Here is a 15,765-nt window from a genome sequence, read left to right as displayed (position 1 = left end):
CTTAGAAAAGTATTCCTGAACTCTCTTCAAGGATCCTCTTTGAGGTATTTTACAAGATAAAAGCATAAGGCTTTATGTTATTCTTTAAATTCTTTTTTTTACTTCTATTTAAGCTGTGTTCCCATAATAGGAATATCTATTTCCTTTTTAAGAGCCCCTTTAAAACGTTCTTTGTGGAGCTCTCTCCATACAAAAGCCATATAAAAAGTAATAGCTACTAATATATTCAATGTAATAGCAAATAACATAGGACGTTCTGTCTTCACAGAAAATAAAGCTAATATTGCTCCAATGATTGCTCCTATAGCAAAGCGAAACATTCCTATTAATGAATTGGCAGTCCCTGCCGTACGAGGGAATATTTCCAAAACAGCAGCATTGGCATTACTTGATACAATGGACACCATTCCTACATAGAGAGCTACCCCTATAGCCACTTCCCACAGACCTAAGTGAAAGACACCACAGATAGCCAGCCATATTCCTGCCATAAACTGTATAAACAACCCTATACGGAGAATGCGTTCTGTTCCTACTTTGGTAACAAACCGTCCACCTAAAAAAGTAGCAAGCATCATCACACCCACATTCAGAATAAAAAAATACCCAAAATTCTTAGGAGCTACTCCATACACTCCAGTATAGACAAGTGAACCTGAGGTAAGGAAACAAAACATTCCTGAATAGGAAAAAGCATTCGTGAATATATATCCTATCACCTTTCTGTTAGTTGCCACAGAACGATAATTACGTAATACCCCTATTAAATCCAAAGAGATACGTCTCTCATTGGGAAGTGTTTCAGCAATACGAAGCCATACCAATAGAGCACATAACAATCCTAATCCCGATAAAAGGTAGAAGATAGAATGCCAATGGAACCAATCAGCCAAATACCCGCCCAATATAGGTGCTAGTAAGGGAGCTATCATCGTTACGATCATCACCATGGACATCATCTTAGAAAAAGCAGCCTTATTGAATATATCCCTAAGTAAGGCTCCTACCACTACTGCAGGAGCAGAACCAAAGAAACCTTGTAAAAGACGTAAAACATAGAAATGTATGATCTCATCTACTTGTGTAAGCATAAGAGAAATGACTGCCGCAATGAGTACTCCTGTTAAAATGGTTGATTTACGACCATAACTATCAGAAAGGGGACCCCAAAGAAGTTGCCCAAAGGCAAAGCCTAAGGTAAAAAGAGCCAATGTAGTTTGTATCCTCTCCTCGGAAACATGCAAATCCTGTGCTATACTCCCAAATGATGGCAAATACATATCTATTGCCAATGGAGTGAGCATGGAAAGCAATCCCAAAATAAGTATAAAAAAGATATCTGTATTATAGTTTTTCACTTATTCTCTTCTTGTATTTTCTGTAAAAATTCTTCTGTTATACCCTCTATAGTAGTAAGAAATTCCAAAAGTATTTCTGTTTTCTTAAGTTTTTTCTTAGTAAATGTATCCTCTTGTAAGGGTTGTTTCTGTGTATATTCTATAAACTTAAGTGTAAAATTCTTCTCATAGCGAATCAGTTCTAAGAACTTCCCAAAGCGCTTATCAAAAGGAAAGGATTTGAAATATTTCCTTCGTTTGCCTTCCTTTACCTCATAATGAATCAACCCCTTATCCAGCAGCGTTTTGATATTTGTAGAAAGACTACTTTTACTAGCATGGAGCCTTTCTATAAGAGATTCGAAAGTAAGCCCCTCAGAACATCCCTCTATCGCCAGTATTGAAAGTATCTTAGCTGCCATAGGGGAAAGATGGTGTATTCTTCTAAAGAGTTCTGTCATCATCTCTATAAGAGCAAGTTTCTCTGTCTGCATGGTTAAGTGTTAGTTAGTATAAAAATAAATACTTTTCTGGGGCAAAGATAGTTATTTAGTTCTATCATTTGCGAACCAAAACGTTAATATTTTTGTAAAGTTACAGGGTGGGTAAAATACTATAATATCCTAACTATTATCTTTTTAAACAATATAAGAATTGATTTTTAACATATTCTTAAAAATTACGTATGCTATAAATTATAATAGTAAAAAACTCTATTATTTTGAAGAATATTAAATATTGAAAAGAGAATGCCTTATCCTAAGATAAGTTCATAGGAGAGAGTGAAAGTTTTGTTTTATTCTTTTGGTGTTTTTGTTTGTATATTGTACCTTTGTGCCCAGAAGCTACAGAGGAAATAGATATAATTAAATGAAATAAGAACTATTCCTACTCTTTATTATGAGCATAGTATCTTCTTTGTATTTTAATTAATTATAGATTTGAATTTATTTTTGTCTATAAAGACAAACAACCTATGGAAATATATACTATTTTTGTATAATTATCTATTTTTCTTATAACCAGAGGCATTAACTCTATAACCATTTATTAACCATGCGCTTACTTGGGTTTTCTTTTATATCTATTCTTTTTCTTTTAGGTTGTTCCCATAAAGAAAAAACTCCTGAGCCTGTGGATTATCTATTGAGCAAGGAACCTTCTCTTCTATTCCAAATCCATCATAAAGACCAATTTGTCAACCAATTAATTAATAATGATTTTTGGAAAAATTATTTTAAGTATTATCCCAATCAAAATGTACAAAACTTATTACATTCTCTTCCCCAGGATAATAATATATGGGTAGCTTATACCCATGATGGGGTATACCTTAGTACCTCCATTATCCAAAAGGATAGCTTAAGTCCTTGGAAAAACATTTCTGTTGAAAAATTAGATTCTTTAACTATTGAAGATAAGAAGTGGTATTATATAACTCAAAATAATCAGTTACTAATCAGTTCTTTAAAGGATATTTCTTTTCCTAAAAGCATAGAAAGCAAATATCTTGATTTTCATAAAGTTGCCAAAACAATTAGTCAAGAAGTCCCCGCTAATTTGTTTCTTGCTCAAAAGAAAAATAAAGAATTCATAGGGGGTATTTTTCCTGAAAATTTGGTGAAAAATTTGGCTTCTTGGACAGCTTGGGATCTCTTCTTGGAGAAAAATACCTTACGTATGAGCGGATCTTCTCTCCGTCCTGCGGACAGTCTCCCACAATTGCCTCTTGTAAAAAATAAGAAAAAAACTTCTGATATATACCGGATAATTCCACAAACCTTTCAGGAAATCTTCTATTTTTCCTTTGAAGAAGGGCTTATCCCTACAGAATTTTATTTTGATTTTCAACAGGATATCTCTTCTGTTTCCTTTTTTTCCTTTCAAGGGGATTCCTTAGCTGTACTACAGAGTATAAACCCTACAGAGACCTTACGCTACTTTACCATCCTTAAAACAGATTCTTTTCAAGGGGAATCTATCTATAATATAGAAGAGTTTTCTGATATTCAATCCTTTTTTTCTATATTTGGAAAGGAATTACAACCAAAGTATATCTACAAAAATGAGGAAAATCTCATCTTTTCCCAAAAGAAAGAAACTCTTGAGGGACTTATCAATGCTATACAAATGAAACAAACCCTCTCTGAGAGAAAAGCTTTTGAAAATCTGCAACAGAAAAGCAGTAGTCAAACTTCCTTCATTGCTATAGAAAACCTCCAAAAGAATTCCTCTTTCGTTGAAAAATTTCCTTCCTTAGCTCAGAAATATGGATATGCATCACTACAAATCAGCCCTCAGGATGAATTTTACTTATTAACTTTTACCACAACCACCGGAGAAGGTGAAGGAAAGTTAGCAATTCCTCAGGAAGAGGGTATAGAAGAGAGGTTCCAGATTACCTTGGACAAAGAAGCCCGCACCCTACCCAAATTCGTTACCAACCATCGTACCAATAAGCGTGAAGTAGTTATACAGGATATTGATAATCAACTATATTTGATAGGTAATGATGGAAAAATTCTTTGGAAGAGACGCCTTGATGCCCCCATTGTGGGAGAGATTTTTCAAGTGGATTTATTTCAAAATGGTTTCCTACAATTGGCATTTAATACCGAACATTCTCTTTGGGTAATTGATAGAAATGGTAGGGAAGTAGCCCCTTTTCCTATCTCCTATAAAGAAGCCCTTCTTCCTTTGCAAATATTTGATTATGAAAGAACGAAAGATTATCGCTTTGTCGTTTGTTCTCAGAATCAAATTCATTTGTTAGATAAGAAAGCAAATCCTATAAAAGGATTTGAAAAATCCCATGTGCCTAATGGCCTTGGAGAAACGCCTAAACATTTAAGAATCTTAGGAAAAGATTTTATTGTCTTCCCTGAAAAGGAAGGAACCTTAAGTATCCTCCATCGTAATGGAACGACTCGCATTCCCTTAAGCCAAAAGTTTGATTTTTCTAATAATCCTATTACTTTATATAAGGATTTTATTACCTTTACTACTCGAAGTAATAAACAATTTTACATAGACGGAAATGGAGGAATTCGCTCAGAATCTTTAGGAATAAATATGCCTTATTTCTTTGATTGTCTTAAGGATATTCCTGTTATTCTTAGTGGTAATATTCTTCTTCTCAACAAGAAAAAAATAGAACTTCCTTTTGCCGAATATGACCGACCTACCCTACATTGGGTAGGAAACAGGTTTCTCTGTTCCGTTATTGATACACAGAATAATAAGCTATATATATTCAATTTCAAAGGAGATCTTCTTCCTTATTTTCCCATTTTTTCTATCTCACAAGCGGATATCACCTCTGAAAATGGAAAATTATTACTGACTTTCCTTAAAGAAAAAAACATACTCTCAGTAAGTCAATTTTGATCTTAAATTACAATTATTCTAATAAGAGTCTTTTCTGATACGAGATAGAGTATAGGCACCAAATGAAAAATCTTTTCCCGTTTTTTTAAATATATAGAGTGTCTGGGTTCGCTCTAAGGTATCTGTACGCTCATAATAGAAATTCTCTTCGTCTTCGGTTATTTCACTTATAAATGGAGCATTAGGGGCAAATTCCCTCTCAAAATTTAAGAATACCTTACGCTCTTTTTGGCTCATCACATAAGGGGAAACGCCATTAAAAAACTCTAAGTTACCGAAAGTATGTTTCCTTTGAAAAGCCTTATCCGTCTTAAAACGATATAAGAAATTTTTGAACTCCTCCTTTGTGCTTAAGTGTGATTGTGAAATCACATTGAAGGGGATAAAAAGAAATAAAAACCATAGAACTTTCATAAATAAAATATTTGCTTGCTTTCCTAATTTACAGAAAGCAGTTCCCTGTACTTAGTAAGTGTCCAAAGTTCATCATCTACCATAAGTTCAAGCTTATCACAGTGGTAGCGTATCTGGTCAAAAAAAGGTTTTACTTCATAGCAATATCCTCTGGCTTTTTCCTCAAAAGAAGAAAGGAGGTTAACCTTTTTACGAGCTTCTACCATTTGGGATACTTTGCTATGAATTTCCTTAATATGTTCTGAAATATGCCGTATTAAATCCATTTGTTCTAAGGCTACTTCCTCATAATGTTCTGCAAAGACTTCCTTAAGTCCTCGTACATTTTCTATAAGAATATTTTGATAGCGTACTGCTGTGGGTACTACATGATTACGAGCAATATCTCCTAATACACGTGCTTCAATCTGTACTGTTTTCACATATTCCTCCAAAGCAATCTCATAACGAGCCTCTATCTCCACACGGCTAAGTACTCCCATTTCCTGAAAAAGGACTATTGCCTTCTCAGAAATATTTTCTTTGAGAGCCTCAGGAGTTGTTTTATGATTACTTAAGCCCCGCTTCTGTGCTTCCTTTTCCCAAGCCTTGCTATACCCATCTCCTTCAAAAAGGATAGGCTTGGAAACCTTCACATATTCACGTAATATTTTTAGAATAGCTTCTTCTTTTTTTATTTCATTTTTCTTCAGGAGAATATCCACTTCTTTTTTGAAGTTCATCAATTGCTTAGCAACTATAGTACTGAGTACCATCATTGGTTTACCACAATTAGCCTTGGCTCCTACTGCACGAAATTCAAATTTGTTTCCAGTAAAGGCAAAAGGAGAAGTACGGTTTCTATCTGTAGCATCTATCAGAAGATCTGGTATATTTGCCAATACATTCAATACATTTTTCTCTTTAGAAGTAGTTTCCTCCACGGATGCTTTTTCTAATTCCTGAAGGACTTTAGTTAGCTGTTCTCCTATGAATACTGACATAATAGCAGGAGGTGCCTCATTAGCTCCCAAGCGATAATCATTTGTAGCAGAGGCAATGGACGCTCTTAATAGAGATTCATAAGTATACACTGCCTTAATTGTACATAGAAAAAAAGTAAGAAATTGTAGATTTCTCAAGGGTGTCCTACCAGGGGAAAGCAAGTTCACCCCTGTATTAGTCACCAGAGACCAATTATTATGCTTTCCAGAGCCATTCACTCCCGCAAAAGGTTTTTCATGAAAAAGAATGAGAAAGTCATGGCGCTCTGCTACCTTTCGCATAAGCTCCATAAGGAGTGAATTTTGGTCTACTGCAAGGTTTGCTTCTCCAAAAATAGGAGCCAATTCGAACTGATTAGGAGCTACTTCATTATGACGAGTTTTTACAGGTATTCCCAGAAGAAGACATTCTTGTTCCAAGTCACGCATATAAGCTAACACACGAGAGGGTATAGCTCCTAAATAGTGATCTTCCAACTGTTGTCCCTTAGCTGCCGTATGTCCCAAGAGAGTTCGTCCTGTAATAAGTAAGTCAGGACGAGTGCTGGCAAGGGTTTTATCTATCAAAAAATATTCTTGTTCACAACCTAAAGTAGTCGTTACCTTACTTACATTCTTATCAAAATACTGTACCACTTCCGTAGCTGCCTTATCTATAACACTAAGAGCCTTAAGAAGAGGTGTTTTGTTATCTAATGCCTCTCCTGTATAGGCAATAAAAATAGTAGGGATACAAAGTACTGTTCCAAAGACAAAAGGAGGAGAGGAAGGATCCCAAGCGGTGTAACCACGTGCCTCAAAAGTATTGCGAATTCCTCCATTAGGAAAACTAGAAGCATCCGATTCCTGCTGCACCAACTGATTTCCTGAGAAATGCTCCATTGCCTTATCACGTGTAATAGGCTCAAAGAAAGCATCATGCTTCTCTGCAGTCCCTCCTGTAAGAGGCTGAAACCAATGTGTATAATGAGTAGCTCCTTTCTCAATAGCCCAATCTCGCATAGCGATAGCTACTTGGTCTGCTATCTTTCGGTCTATCTTAGTTCCCTTACGGATTGCTTGCATAACACTTTCAAAAACTTCAAGTGTCATTCTCTGATGCATAGCCTCTTCATTAAATACATGGGCGGCAAACAACTGCGAACGCTTACCTTTTTCAACCACAACAATAGGCTTTTTTTTCTGTAATTCAGTTAAGGCATTGAATCGTAACATATTTATATCATATAAGTTATATTAAAATAGCGTAGGAAGAGCAAATTTATTCTATCATTACAGCCCCTACAGTCGCATTGCTAGTTTCATCAATTAAAATAGCACTCCCCATAGGTGGGTTCTCTTTGAAATTATCATATACCAAAGGGGTTGCTGCCTTTATGTGAATCTTAGCTATTTCATTAATTTTCACACTTTCCACCTGAGGGGTTTGTTCAAGCGTATTTACATCTATCTTATAGGCTATTTCTTTAATAATTACCTTTGTAAGGCGACTCCTTTGCTGAAGGAGGTATTTGTTTCCCTCCCGCAATTCACGCCTATCCATCCAACATACGACCACATCTACATCTTGACTTATTTGTGGTTGACTATCCGTTTTTGTAAAATAATCTCCCCGTGAAATATCAATATCATCTTCAATATGCAACACTACCGCCTCTCCTGCTACAGCTTCTTGGATTTCTACTCCTGCCATCTCAATCCTACTTATCCTACTGAGGATACCCTCAGGTTGTACTTCAATAATATCTCCTTTTCGGTAAGTACCTGAAATTATCTCTCCTGCATAACCTCGATAATCATGCAAAGCTTCTGTTTGAGGGCGAATTACATATTGTACCTGAAAACGCGGTTGTTGGTATCTATCTTTATTAATTTCTATAGTTTCTAAAAAATTTAATAATGACGTTCCATGGTACCATGGCATTGCCTTTGTCGTATTCACAATATTATCTCCCATAAGGGCAGAAATAGGGAAATAATGAACGTTCTTTAGTGATAGTCGTTGAGCAATTGCTTCATATTCTTTTTTGATATTAGCAAATACCTCCTGAGAATAATTCACCAAATCCATTTTATTAACGGCTACTACTACCTGAGGAATATTCAATAACGAAGCTATAATAGAGTGCCTGCGTGTTTGCTCTGTAACTCCATTACGTGCATCAATAAGGATAATGATAAGCTCTGAATTAGAGGCTCCTGTAATCATATTACGAGTATACTGTACATGTCCTGGAGCATCTGCAATAATAAACTTACGCTTAGCAGTAGCAAAATAACGATAAGCCACATCAATGGTAATTCCTTGTTCTCGCTCAGCGCGCAAGCCATCCGTTAAGATAGCAAGATCAACCCCATCTTCATTTTTATTTTTAGACTGTTGTTCCAATGCCTCCAGTTGGTCTGCTAAAATACTCTTACTATCATATAATAAGCGCCCAATAAGGGTACTTTTTCCATCATCTACACTACCTGCAGTGATAAATCTTAATATATTCATTGTTAAAAATTCTAATTAGTTTGTAATGAGTCCACTATATCACCATCCTTAGCATCCTCTATTTCAATAGTTTGTATATTAGTATAGGGTACTGCATCTAATTGTTTTTTAAGAGGCTCTACAAATTTAAGATAACGGGGCTTAAGCTTAGCGTCAATAGGGGTGGCTTCAGGAAGTCTTTCTTTAAGAGGGTCTATCTGTACTCCATTTTTCCAAAAACGGTAGCATACATGAGGACCTGTAGCAAGCCCTGTACTTCCTACCAGTCCTATAATATCTCCTTGAGATACATGTTGTCCCCTTCGTGCAATAATCTTGGACATGTGTAAGTATTGGGTCTCATACGTTTTATCATGGCGGATTTTTACATAATTTCCATTTCCTGAACTATACCCTGCCTGAGTTACTGTTCCATTGGCAGTGGCACGAATAGGAGTTCCTGTAGGCGCTGCATAATCTGTACCAAAATGTCCCTTCATCCGATGTAGGATAGGATGATAACGCATTCCATAATGAGAAGTAATACGAAAAATGTCTAAAGGAGATTTAAGAAACATACGCTTCATCATATTTCCATTCTCATCATAATATCCCCATTTGTGATTAACAGTATCTGTTTCAAAATTAAAAGCATAGAAAGGTTTCCCTTTATGTTCAAAAAAAGCAGCTTTCACTCGTACAAGTCCAGCATTAATGGTATCGTCCACATAACGTTCATCATAAATGATCTTGAACTTGTCATCCTCCTGTAGGTGAAAAAAGTCAATAGTATAATCAAATATCTGTGAAAGCTTATAAGCTGCCGAAAAGGACATACCTGACTTCATTACATCTTCAATAAGATTATTCTTAATATACCCTCCTCCTTCACGTTCTACAATAGTTACTTTTCTTTCAATTTTCCTCACTGAGATGGAGTCCTTTAATCTCACCTCTATAAAGTTTAACAGATTTGGTTGATAGATAAAATAAGCCAGAGAATCGGGCATCTTTTTATCAAATATGAGTGCGTATGGCTGTCCTGCACGAAAATCCTTTGGGCGAAGTAATTCTTTAGATTTTTCTGTTATCTCTGCCACTTTTTGAGGAGAAATATGCTGATCATTAAGGATAGCTCCAAAGGTATCTCCTGTTTTAAGTGTATCTTTCACTACATTATATTCCAGCAAGTTAAACCCATATTCATAAGTAGGTTTGGGAGGTGGAGGTACCTCCACAGGGGGTTGGGCTTGTTTCTTCTCTTTTTTACAACTTACTGTTATTGCTGTAAAACTTAGCAATAGAAGGCTTACTTGCAGAATTCTCTTCATGTGTTTATGTTTAAAATAAGAGCAAAGTTCGTATTTTTTTTTTAAAGTGGAAAGTTTTTTTAAGAAATTAATATGCCTTTGTAATTCAACAATGTATTTTTAAGAAACTAATCTCCTATTTTGACTATTATAGCAGTATTACTTCCTCCAAATCCTGAAGCTGTTTTAAGGAGATACTTCACTGTAGCCTTTTGTGTTTTTCTTATGATATTCAAGGGAAAAGAAACTCCTAAGGTATTGAATCCTTCACTTTTAATCATTGTTCCTTGTTGGGCTAATTCCACACTTAAAATGGTTTCCAACAGACCTGCAGCGGCTAAGGTATGCCCAAAATACCCCTTATAACTATTTAAGGGGACTCCCTGCAAGCCCAAGCGGGAGAAAGCAATGGCTTCCATTTCATCATTATATAATGTACCTGTTCCATGTGCATTAATCAAGTCCAACTGTGATACCTCTATGTAGGCATCACATAAAGCATTCTGTACACTTAGGAATAAACCTTCTCCTGTACGTGAAGGTCCTGAAATATGATTGGCATCATTAATAGAACTACTTCCTATTATCTGAATGTTTTTCCCTTGTTCTTCAATGGTAAGAAATGCTGCCGCAGTAGCCTCCCCAAGTGTGATACCGTCACGTTCCTTATCATAAGGACAACAGGGCTTGGAGCTAATGGCTTGAAATGACTGAAACCCTGAGAGCACAAACTCTGAAATTTCATCTCCTGCTACCACAAGTGCATTTTCATATATTCCCATTCTTAATAACCTATCTGCTAAGGAAAGTGCCATAACTCCCGATACACAAGCATTGGACACTATAATAGGTTCTGTTTTTACTCCTATAAAAGAAGCTATCTTTTTTGCTATCTTTGTAAGGTATGGTAAGCTCCCTTTCTCCATTTGAGAATTTAATTGAGAAATGTTTCCCTTAGTAGTGGAGAGAATAAAAGCTGTCTTCTCTGTAATTCTTATGGTAGATAGAATGGGAACTATAGCTAAAAGGAGCATTTTCTCCAACCAAGACCATTTCTCTGTAGAACTTATATAAGGAAAATATTCTTCTACCTTTTCAGTAGAAACTTTTGCTAAATATATATCCGAAATTCTACCAAAATGATGAAAAAATTGTATCCCTGTACGTCCTTCTAATAATGCTTCTACACTATCTTGGACAGTAATTCCTAACGGAGTTACACAATTATAAGAATGTATGAATGACACTTTATTTACTAATTAGTTATGAGTTGTTTTTTCAGATATCTCTACAAATTCAATAGAAGTAAGCTCTATATTTCGTTCACGAAAAGCGTTATAAATATTCTTAATAAGGTCAGACTTAATCACATACATATTCTGTGGTTCAAAGGTAAGCGCATTAATCTCATACGTAGCATTAAGTTCGTTCAAGGATATATGATAGATATAAGGAGTTATCCTATCTGTAATCCCTTTGGTAGCCTGTGCCGCAGCAATAAGAGTCGCATCTACCTCCTCCAGGCGAGCATCATAACGAACTTTTACTTGAGTGGTAATTACCAGTCCATTGGTACGCCCTATAGAAGAAAAATTCATAGTAGAGCTTGTAAGTATCGTAGAATTAGGTACTGTAACTTCCTCATTATTAATAGTCCTAAGACGAGTTACTAAACTATCTTTATGAATTACCATTCCAATAAGATCACCTACTTTTATCCAATCATTTTCTCGGAAAGCACGCATATAAGTAATAAATATCCCTGCTATTCCATTGGAAATAGTAGAAGAAGACCCTAAAGAAATGAGTAATCCTAAAAAAATAGAAACTCCCTGAAAAGCAGAAGATCCTGAACCTGGTAAATATGGAAATATTACTATAAAGACAAAACATAAGAACAATATGCGTACAATATTATAAGTAGGTTTTGCCCATTCCTTATAAAATCCTTTTATCTTGAGAGCTCCTCGCTCTATTTCATACAGAAAATAACGCATTAGCTGGAGGATAATGCGAGCAATCAGAATAATGATTCCTATCACTACCAGATTAGGTAAGTATTTCACTATAGCATTTCCTATTTCAGTAAGGGGTTCTAAAAGAAGATTTAATAACTTCTCTGCCCACAGTTGGGTAGAAGGGAAAAGCTTTAAAGCTATAGGAATACTGGAAAAAATAACTATAAAGAATATAATTAATTTTATCAAGGATATGATTCTGGTAAGAATATAATTAATCTTCTCCTTATTAAGTATTTGGTAATTCCTTACTTTTATTCCAGTTTTAAAAACGGATTGCTTAAGTAATAATTTCTTAAGTTTTCTAAAAAGAAAATTAAGTATATAGAAAAGAATAGTAATTGCCATCACAAGCAAGACTAATTCTCCTATACGCATGAGACGTTTCTGCATGCTATGCTCTTCTCTATACTGGTCTATTCCTCTAAGTATGTCCCCGCGTAAGGAGTTTGCCAATTCCTCCTTAGTAAGATGAGCTAATAGTGCATCTTCCTCACTAATGGCTTGTATCCATTCCCCTTGATAAGTTATCATAAGTAAGTCATCATGAGGTTTTATTTTTAAAGAATCTGGCTTAAATACGGGGAGTTCTACTAATTTATGTAATTTTTTCTCTATATACTCAGAACGCTCTAAGGGAGAATAAAATCCCAAACTTACATATATTGTATAAAGAGTGTCATTATCCAAGCGTATGGGAGCACCGTTAGCCTTAGAATAAATACGCTTGATTTCTTCTTGACGTTGTTTCTTATAAAGAGAATCTTTAGAGGTTTCTGCGTGCTGCGTATCCAAAAGTAATAAGGACTTTAACTCCTCACTAAGCACATTTACTTTCAAAGAATCCTGACTACGTTGTATCTTTAATTCTCTTACTTGTTTCTGTAATATCCGTAAAAGACTGTCTTGAGCTTGCCCTAAAGTAGTTAATGAATAAAGAAAACTACTAAAAAGAAAAAAAAACTGTATTCTCATAGTTTACCTAATATTAGAAGGCAAAGATACAAAATTAATGATTAGCCTTTACTTATTAATTACTAATTTTTTAAATCATAATATATAGTAATAGAAATACTTATAGTATAAAAGACTAATAAACTAAAATAATGAAGTATAGATATAAAAAAATTGCCTCTTGCGAGGCAATTCCTTTTTTAACCAATAAATTCCAATATTATGAAACGATGCAAAGGTACGACTTTTTCTCGAACCCTAATATTTTTTAACTAAACTTTAATTTTTAGCTTAACTACAAGATGGTGAAAGATTTGTATGACTATCCTTTTGCAAGGAAGTTGCTCTTGAGAACTTAGTTAGTTGTAATTGTGTAATTTTTACACAATTAAGATTTTGATTTCCTTTTACATTTAACTTATCCACTAAGCGGGGTGCCTGAGAGATATCCAAACTTATTAATTTGTTATTACTCAAATCAAGCTCTTCAAGCATAACATTCTTTACCGTTGCAGACATAATATTATTCCCTGAGAAATTTGCTTGCTTAAGATTCACTAAATCCTCCAATCCTTCTAAAGAAGTAAGTCCTTTTCCTGCTGCGTCAAGAGTAGTAAGACTTGCTATTTCAGAACGCTCTAAAGTACCATTACTATTAGCATCATATAAGGGTAAAAGGTATTCCTTCAAGGAAAGAGTTGTATTATTATTGTTATTATTATTTTTACGCTTGGTATAATCAGGATTATCCACTACATTGTTTACAGTAGTTTTATCACATGAAACTACACTCATTAAGGTAAGTACTACTAAAAATATCTTTTTCATAATTAATTACATGTTGATTTAAACTGAGTTTGAGCATCTTTTTTATGCTTTTTCATATTTTGTTCTATGATAAGTTTATTTCCTCCTACACTTACACAAGTAAGGTTAGGATTCCCTGAAACATCCATAGGAAGCCTTCCAATAAGAGGAAGATTGGATATATCCAACTTAACAAGCTTATTATTACTCAAATTAAAAGAGGTTAAATTTCTATTTTTTAAAGTTACCTCAGTAAGGTTATTCCCAGAAGCATTGAGTGTCTCTAATTGAGTAAATACTTCTAAACCTTGAAGGTCAGTAAGTCCCTTTCCTGAAAGATTCAAATCGGTAAACCCTTCTAACTGGTCTTCTTTTCCTATTTTACCATCATTATTTTTATCATATCCATTTTTCAAAAGATATGCTTCTAAAGTAGTGGCTGTCGGTGGAGTTATTACTTCATCACTTTTTTTAGAACAGCCTAAGAAAAATAGTAAAGAAGCAATTCCTAATATTATTTTTTTCATTAGTAAACTATTTAGTAATTTTATGTGGCAAAGTAACTACTTTTTTATGAAAGTCAACCAACTTTAACACTTATTTTTTTGTTAAATTTTAGTTTAAAAATATTAATCTAAAAAGAAGAAATGATAAAATTAGCATGCTAAATTGATATTTCTACTTTCTAAGCATTGAATATCCAATATTTTTAATACCTTTGCGAAAATTAAAAGTAAAATTACCTATGAAAAAATATCTCTTATTTGGAGTACTTATCTTTTCTTTGATAGGTGCTTGTAGTAGTAATAATGAGGAAAATCTTCAAAAGCCAGAACCTCAAAAGCCAGAACCCAAAAAACCAGATCCTCAAAAACCAGATCCTCAAAAGCAAAAACCTGTTGCTTATGATTGGGATTTCTATACAGAACCCTCTCGACTTACTGTAGTAAAGAATGAAAAGAATCCCAAACTCAAAAAACTTTACTATCAAATATATGGTACCCCTTGTGGAGCTTGGTATGATGGTATCAGCCCTACTAAAGAAAAAAATGAAAGGTACTTAAGAAACTTAGTAGAAGGTGCTGAAAGAACTCAAAAAACACCTATTATAGTTATCTATGGAATTCCACACCGTGACTGTGGTTTCTATTCAAAAGGGGGGCATCCTAATGCTGCTTCTTATAAAGAGTGGATAAATCACGTAAGTACTATTATAGGTAACCGAAGAGCCGTGGTAATTGTAGAACCCGACGCTATTAACTATTGTAATTGGAAAGTAGGTTCCAATGAGCGAAAAGAACGTGCCGAATTACTCAATTATGTAGGACTAACACTTAAGCAGAAAAATCCAAATGTAGCCACTTATATTCATGCAGGAAGTGCAGGACTTCCTACTAATGCAGCTGCAAATGCTATCATAGAAGGAGGGGTAGAACATATGCGCGGTTTTGCCTTCAATGTATCAGGGGTAGGAGGTACGAAAGAGGAACAAGAAGGAGCTGAAAAATTAGTAGCTCGCTTGGAACAACTAGGAATAAAAAACAAACACTATGTAATAGATACAGGTCGTAGTGGTATCAACCGTCCTAAAAATCCCAACCCAAAAGCTCCTTACAATTCATGTAATAACTTTGCAGCTGCATTGGGTCCCCGTAGCACCAAAAATACAACAGGAGCTCATGCTGATGCTTACCTTTGGATAAATGGTGGAGGAGGATCTGACGGAGATTGTGGTACAGGTGCTCCTGCTGCCGGTAAACCTTATCCTGAATATACTAAGGCATTGGTAGAAAATGCTCTAAGAGTAAAGTCCATTAAAGAATTAGAAGTACCTAAAGAATTACAATAATAACTTAGACTATTCTCACAAACCAAGGGCTACTGAGATTTTTTTCAGTAGCCTCTTTATTTGCAAAATTTTCATTATAAACAAGGTTGTTTATTTCTTTATAAAAACATTCATTATCAAACATTACTCATAATCCCATTTTTGTTGATAATTTTACTATAAAAAACCATTAAAAACTTGCTTGTTTTTCTTTCTTGTATATATAAGATATAGAAGATAAAAAACAA

General features: G+C 34.7%; 12 protein-coding genes. 2 read left to right on the top strand and 10 right to left on the bottom strand.

Going from position 1 to position 15,765, the window contains the following annotated elements; translation table 11 throughout:
• Positions 1 to 104: 104 nt before the first annotated feature.
• Positions 105 to 1,358 carry a Bcr/CflA family multidrug efflux MFS transporter gene (locus tag VJJ03_RS00755; RefSeq protein WP_323973216.1) on the bottom strand — a complete coding sequence of 418 codons (1,254 nt, stop codon included), beginning with the start codon at positions 1,356 to 1,358 and terminating at the stop codon, positions 105 to 107.
• A complete protein-coding gene (locus VJJ03_RS00750) occupies positions 1,355 to 1,831 on the bottom strand; it encodes a GbsR/MarR family transcriptional regulator (protein ID WP_009744803.1) in 477 nt (158 codons plus the stop codon). The genes VJJ03_RS00755 and VJJ03_RS00750 overlap by 4 nt, the downstream gene beginning before the upstream one ends.
• A 562-nt stretch (positions 1,832 to 2,393) precedes the next feature.
• Here VJJ03_RS00750 and VJJ03_RS00745 point away from each other — a divergent pair.
• Positions 2,394 to 4,724, top strand: a complete 2,331-nt coding sequence (locus VJJ03_RS00745; protein ID WP_323973214.1) for a hypothetical protein — start codon at positions 2,394 to 2,396, stop codon at positions 4,722 to 4,724.
• Between the two features lie 18 nt (positions 4,725 to 4,742).
• Here VJJ03_RS00745 and VJJ03_RS00740 read toward each other — a convergent pair whose 3' ends face one another.
• From VJJ03_RS00740 to VJJ03_RS00705, 8 genes are all read right to left on the bottom strand, one after another.
• Positions 4,743 to 5,138, bottom strand: a complete 396-nt coding sequence (locus VJJ03_RS00740; RefSeq protein ID WP_009744801.1) for a hypothetical protein — start codon at positions 5,136 to 5,138, stop codon at positions 4,743 to 4,745.
• Between the two features lie 23 nt (positions 5,139 to 5,161).
• The gene (locus VJJ03_RS00735; RefSeq protein ID WP_323973212.1) at positions 5,162 to 7,336 is read right to left on the bottom strand and encodes a glutamine synthetase III; all 2,175 of its coding nucleotides are present in this window, start codon (positions 7,334 to 7,336) and stop codon (positions 5,162 to 5,164) included.
• A 46-nt stretch (positions 7,337 to 7,382) separates the two neighbouring features.
• Positions 7,383 to 8,621, bottom strand: coding sequence for a sulfate adenylyltransferase subunit 1 (locus VJJ03_RS00730; RefSeq protein ID WP_323973210.1), 1,239 nt, complete (start codon positions 8,619 to 8,621; stop codon positions 7,383 to 7,385).
• Between the two features lie 11 nt (positions 8,622 to 8,632).
• Positions 8,633 to 9,931: a M23 family metallopeptidase gene (locus tag VJJ03_RS00725; protein ID WP_009744798.1), complete on the bottom strand. Its 1,299-nt coding sequence runs from the start codon at positions 9,929 to 9,931 to the stop codon at positions 8,633 to 8,635.
• Positions 9,932 to 10,038: 107 nt separating this feature from the next.
• Complete coding sequence (locus VJJ03_RS00720; protein ID WP_323973208.1) at positions 10,039 to 11,157, bottom strand: beta-ketoacyl synthase N-terminal-like domain-containing protein; 1,119 nt, start codon at positions 11,155 to 11,157, stop codon at positions 10,039 to 10,041.
• A 12-nt stretch (positions 11,158 to 11,169) separates the two neighbouring features.
• Positions 11,170 to 12,903: a mechanosensitive ion channel family protein gene (locus VJJ03_RS00715; RefSeq protein WP_323973206.1), complete on the bottom strand. Its 1,734-nt coding sequence runs from the start codon at positions 12,901 to 12,903 to the stop codon at positions 11,170 to 11,172.
• 270 nt (positions 12,904 to 13,173) lie between these two features.
• A complete protein-coding gene (locus VJJ03_RS00710) occupies positions 13,174 to 13,710 on the bottom strand; it encodes a hypothetical protein (RefSeq protein WP_009744794.1) in 537 nt (178 codons plus the stop codon).
• A 2-nt stretch (positions 13,711 to 13,712) separates the two neighbouring features.
• Positions 13,713 to 14,216: a hypothetical protein gene (locus tag VJJ03_RS00705; RefSeq protein WP_323973204.1), complete on the bottom strand. Its 504-nt coding sequence runs from the start codon at positions 14,214 to 14,216 to the stop codon at positions 13,713 to 13,715.
• Between the two features lie 218 nt (positions 14,217 to 14,434).
• Between VJJ03_RS00705 and VJJ03_RS00700 the strand changes: the two genes are divergently transcribed.
• Entirely contained in the window at positions 14,435 to 15,538 is a 1,104-nt protein-coding gene (locus VJJ03_RS00700; RefSeq protein WP_323973202.1) for a glycoside hydrolase family 6 protein, read from the top strand.
• The last annotated feature ends 227 nt before the right edge of the window (positions 15,539 to 15,765 follow it).

Source organism: Capnocytophaga sp. G2 (genome assembly GCF_035282625.1).
In the GTDB taxonomy this organism is placed as follows: Bacteria; Bacteroidota; Bacteroidia; order Flavobacteriales; family Flavobacteriaceae; genus Capnocytophaga.
Note: the sequence above shows the minus strand (reverse complement) of the source record. Positions and strands in the feature narration are given on the sequence as shown.